The sequence below is a fragment of the Microcoleus sp. Pol12B3 genome, from assembly GCF_036701355.1.
Classification (GTDB): domain Bacteria; phylum Cyanobacteriota; class Cyanobacteriia; order Cyanobacteriales; family Microcoleaceae; genus Microcoleus.
The window spans coordinates 1-3,897 of sequence record NZ_JAUBQS010000136.1; the positions used below are offsets into that span (position 1 = coordinate 1).

General features: G+C 44.4%; 1 protein-coding gene and 1 pseudogene. Both read left to right on the forward strand.

Translation table 11 applies throughout. From position 1 onward, the window contains the following. Positions 1–80: 80 nt before the first annotated feature. Positions 81–533: pseudogene (locus QUA53_RS29415) on the forward strand (IS1634 family transposase); the annotation flags it as partial. A 638-nt stretch (positions 534–1,171) separates the two neighbouring features. After that, the coding region (locus QUA53_RS28655) for a choice-of-anchor Y domain-containing protein (RefSeq protein WP_333249284.1) at positions 1,172–3,897 on the forward strand (2,726 nt) is incomplete at its 3' end.

A 3,897-nucleotide genomic window follows, 5' to 3' on the forward strand; every position in this document is an offset into this window, starting at 1 on the left:
TGACCCCATCTTTTTTTACCATAAATCGGTCTAAACCCCGTCAGCTAGGGGTTTAGACAGTGTTGTCACCCCGTCAGGTAACCAAAGCTAGTGGCAGATTTATTTTAGCTACTAATGTGCTGGATGCGTCACAATTAAATCCTGATGAAATGATTGTGAAATATAAGGAACAGCAGGCAGCATAGAGAGGGTTTGGGTTTTTGAAAGACTCCCTTTTTTTTACGGATAGCGTGTTTCTGAAGTCGCCGGAAAGAATCGAGGCTTTAACTTTGGTAATGGGTGTGTGTTTGTTGGTTTATACTTTAGATCAAAGGCTACTCCGGCAAAACTTACAGCTCACAAATTAAACAGTAAAAAATCAGTTGGGCAAAAGAACCAATCGACCTATTCTAAGCTGGATATTCCCAAGTTTTCAGTCGATTTATGGCGTTTGTATTCAAGGGATTCAACAAATTTATAATTTGACAGCCGAACGGGTGGCGATATTAAATTTGTTGCCAGTCACCTGTCGGTCTTATTGTTTTTTGTTGTGAAATGAAGTGGATTATTAATTGGCACAACCGACTTAGATTTAAGTAATTTTAGATAGATCCGTGATGTATAATTATCATATTGCAGACGATATGTGCTGGGAATTAATAGTGGGCAAGGGTCGGATTTTTGACATTTAATGGGTTAAGAATATTTAACTGATGTCCGAGTATCAATTTTCAGGAATTCCTAACTGGGTGATGCGATCGTTGCACAGATTTTTCAGTGTTTTTACTCACGCTCGATCTCGGATGATTCACTTTTACCCCCTCAATCCGCCTACGCTGCCCCTTGGGGGTGGGGAATGTGGGTTCTAATGCCCAAACAGTCAGTGAGCCCGAAAGCATAATTTTAGTCAACAGTCAACACTCAACAATCATATCGCTCGTGCAACCGGAATTGATATCAAATCACCTTTGTGTCCAGGAGTGCGATCGACAATAATCCAAGATTTTGCTTGACACTACTCTGAACTCCAGATATTATTTTAGTAACAAAAATTACTTAAACAAGCCACTCTACTGACAAACTACTGATGACAAAATACTAACAGTCTATTTACGTAAAAAAAAAATAAGGCAAAAAAAACGACATTAGTTGATAGCTAATACATAATCATCTCAAATTTAGGTGCATCTAGATGGGAAAGATAATTATTAACGAATTCCGCCGCAACGGGCAATTCCAGGGGAATGAGTATGTTGAACTGCTGTTGACCGAAGATCTAACAACGGCTCAAATTCAAAGTTTTTTTGTAGGCGATTCAAGCGGTGACACAGCACAGAAATTTTCTGCTTATCAGTTCAGGAACATGGCGAGTATTGCTCCTATATTCAAGGCAGGAACAATAATTGCGATTGGCGGTTCAGGTGTCATTCCTACAAATGATATTACGTACAACCCCGTTACCGCCGGAAATGATGCTGATTGGAATATTCAACTGCTGATAAATAACGGTGCTGGCGGTACTTATCTCAATAATGTCTTATTCGGAACTAACGCTTTCGGCGGGGATTTTGCAGCCTCAGATATTGTTTGGGTAGATACTAGCAGTGCGGGAATTACTTCTGTTGATTCCCTCGCGTGGAGAACTTTGGGGACACACGGAGCCTTTGGGAGTGCAGCTAAGGTACAAATTTTAGCACCAAGCAATGGGGGTAATGTCGAGTTTTCGAGCGATATTGGCGGAATCAACAGAACTGCTAATTATGCTCTAAATAGTCCCGGCTCCTTGGGTTTGCCCAACGGCGGAATTAACACTATTTATATTAACACTCTCCGCAACCGGGAGGTTAACATTGCTCCGACTTGGACAGATCCTAATGTAAATCCGCCGAGCGCAATTAATGAAGATATAACCAGTCAAGCTAACACAGGCTTTAGTATTTTTAACCTCACTAGCGAGTTAGGAAGTGACGCTAATGGCTATCCTTTGGGTGTCGCAGTCACCGCTGCAGATAATAGTAACGGTAACTGGCAATTTTCAACTGACGGCAATACTTGGAAAGATCTCGGTGTAGTGTCGGAAAGTGCAGCAACCGTACTCGGTCCGACTCCTCTTTATAATGGCTTACTTGGTAACACTCCCACTGCTCAAAATTGGCTGTCTTTGACTAACTTAAATCTTGCTTCTCCTACCGTGACAGCTTCGGAATTTTTTAACGGTAATGGAGTTAATTTAAACAGCACTGCTGCCAATAGCATTTATGCTGGCTATACAAATAATCTTTTAAATCCCTCATTTCCCCCGCTCGATCGCACTACAGGCTTTAGCTTGTCTTTTAATCTCCAAATTATCTCGGAATCCCGCACTAATCAAAATCGGGCGGGTTTTAGCATTGTTGCCGTTACTAGCGATCGCAAAGCCATTGAAATCGGTTTCCAGCAGCTATCTGCAACTTCTGGCAATATCTTTGCACAAGGCGACGGCATAACTCCCAACCCAGGCGGACAAACCAACGGCTTATTTGTTGCAGCAGAGAATGTTCCTTATAACACCAATATTGCTACTAACTACACTCTCAGAGTTCAAGGTGACAATTACTTTCTTTCCGATGGCAGCGATATCATACTAACCGGCCCGCTGCGCGATTATTCAGGATTTAGCGACCAGACCGATCCTTACGAAACTCCTAATTTTCTATTCCTCGGTGATGACACAACCTCAGCCCAAGCTAACATCAACCTGACGCGGGTTTCCCTGGAAACGCCTGCGAAAGTTCGCTTTGTACCGAACCCAGACTATTACACTACCCCTGGAAGCGAACCAACAATTACTTTTCGGGCGTGGGATGGAAGTAACAGAGTGGGTAACGGTACTGCGGGCGTCAATGCTTCAGTTACTGGTGGAACAACGCCGTTTAGCACTAATCGTTTAACAAGTTCGATCGCAGTTAATCCTGTCAACGATGCACCTTCGTTTGTCAAAGGAGGCGATCGCACTCTCAGCAGCAATTCGGGGCCACAAACCATCCCCGGATGGGCGGCTGCGATTTCTCCAGGCCCGGCCAACGAATCGGGACAAACTCTGGCTTTTGAAGTGGTAGGGAATGATAATGCTGCTTTGTTTAGTGTACCACCGGCGATCGACTCGGTGGGGACGCTAACCTTTACACCGGTGCCGGGGGCGATCGGCAGTGCTAATATCACTCTAAACCTGAGAGATAATGGCGGTATAGAGAACGAAGGGCTCGATACTTCTGACACCCAAGCGTTCATTATTAATCTCACCAATCCAGGCACATTTAACTTCAGTAACGCCAATTACAGCGTTAATGAAAACGATCAATTTGCCACAATTACTGTTACTCGTACTGATGCTACTAATGTGGCTGCTGTCAGTTACACTACAAGTAATGGCACTGCTAATGCTGGCAGCGATTATAACCAGATATCGGGAACATTAAGTTTTGGCATTGGCGAAACCACTCAAAGTTTCACGATTCCAATTGTTGATGATTTGGTAATAGAAGAGGATGAAACTGTTAATGTAACTCTGAATAATCCCACTAACGGAGCCGATTTAGGAGCGATTTCTAGTGCTATTTTGACTATTGTAGATACAACTCCGACTCCGACTCCGACACCTGCGGAAACTCCGACGCCAATTCCGACTCCGACACCTGCGGAAACTCCAATTCCCACACCGACGCCAATTCCGACTCCGACACCTGCGGAAACTCCAATTCCCACACCGACGCCAATTCCGACTCCGACACCTGCGGAAACTCCAATTCCCACACCGACGCCAATTCCGACTCCGACACCTGCGGAAACTCCAATTCCCACACCGACGCCAATTCCGACTCCGACACCTGCGGAAACTCCAATTCCCACACCGACGCCAATTCCGACTCCGACACCTGC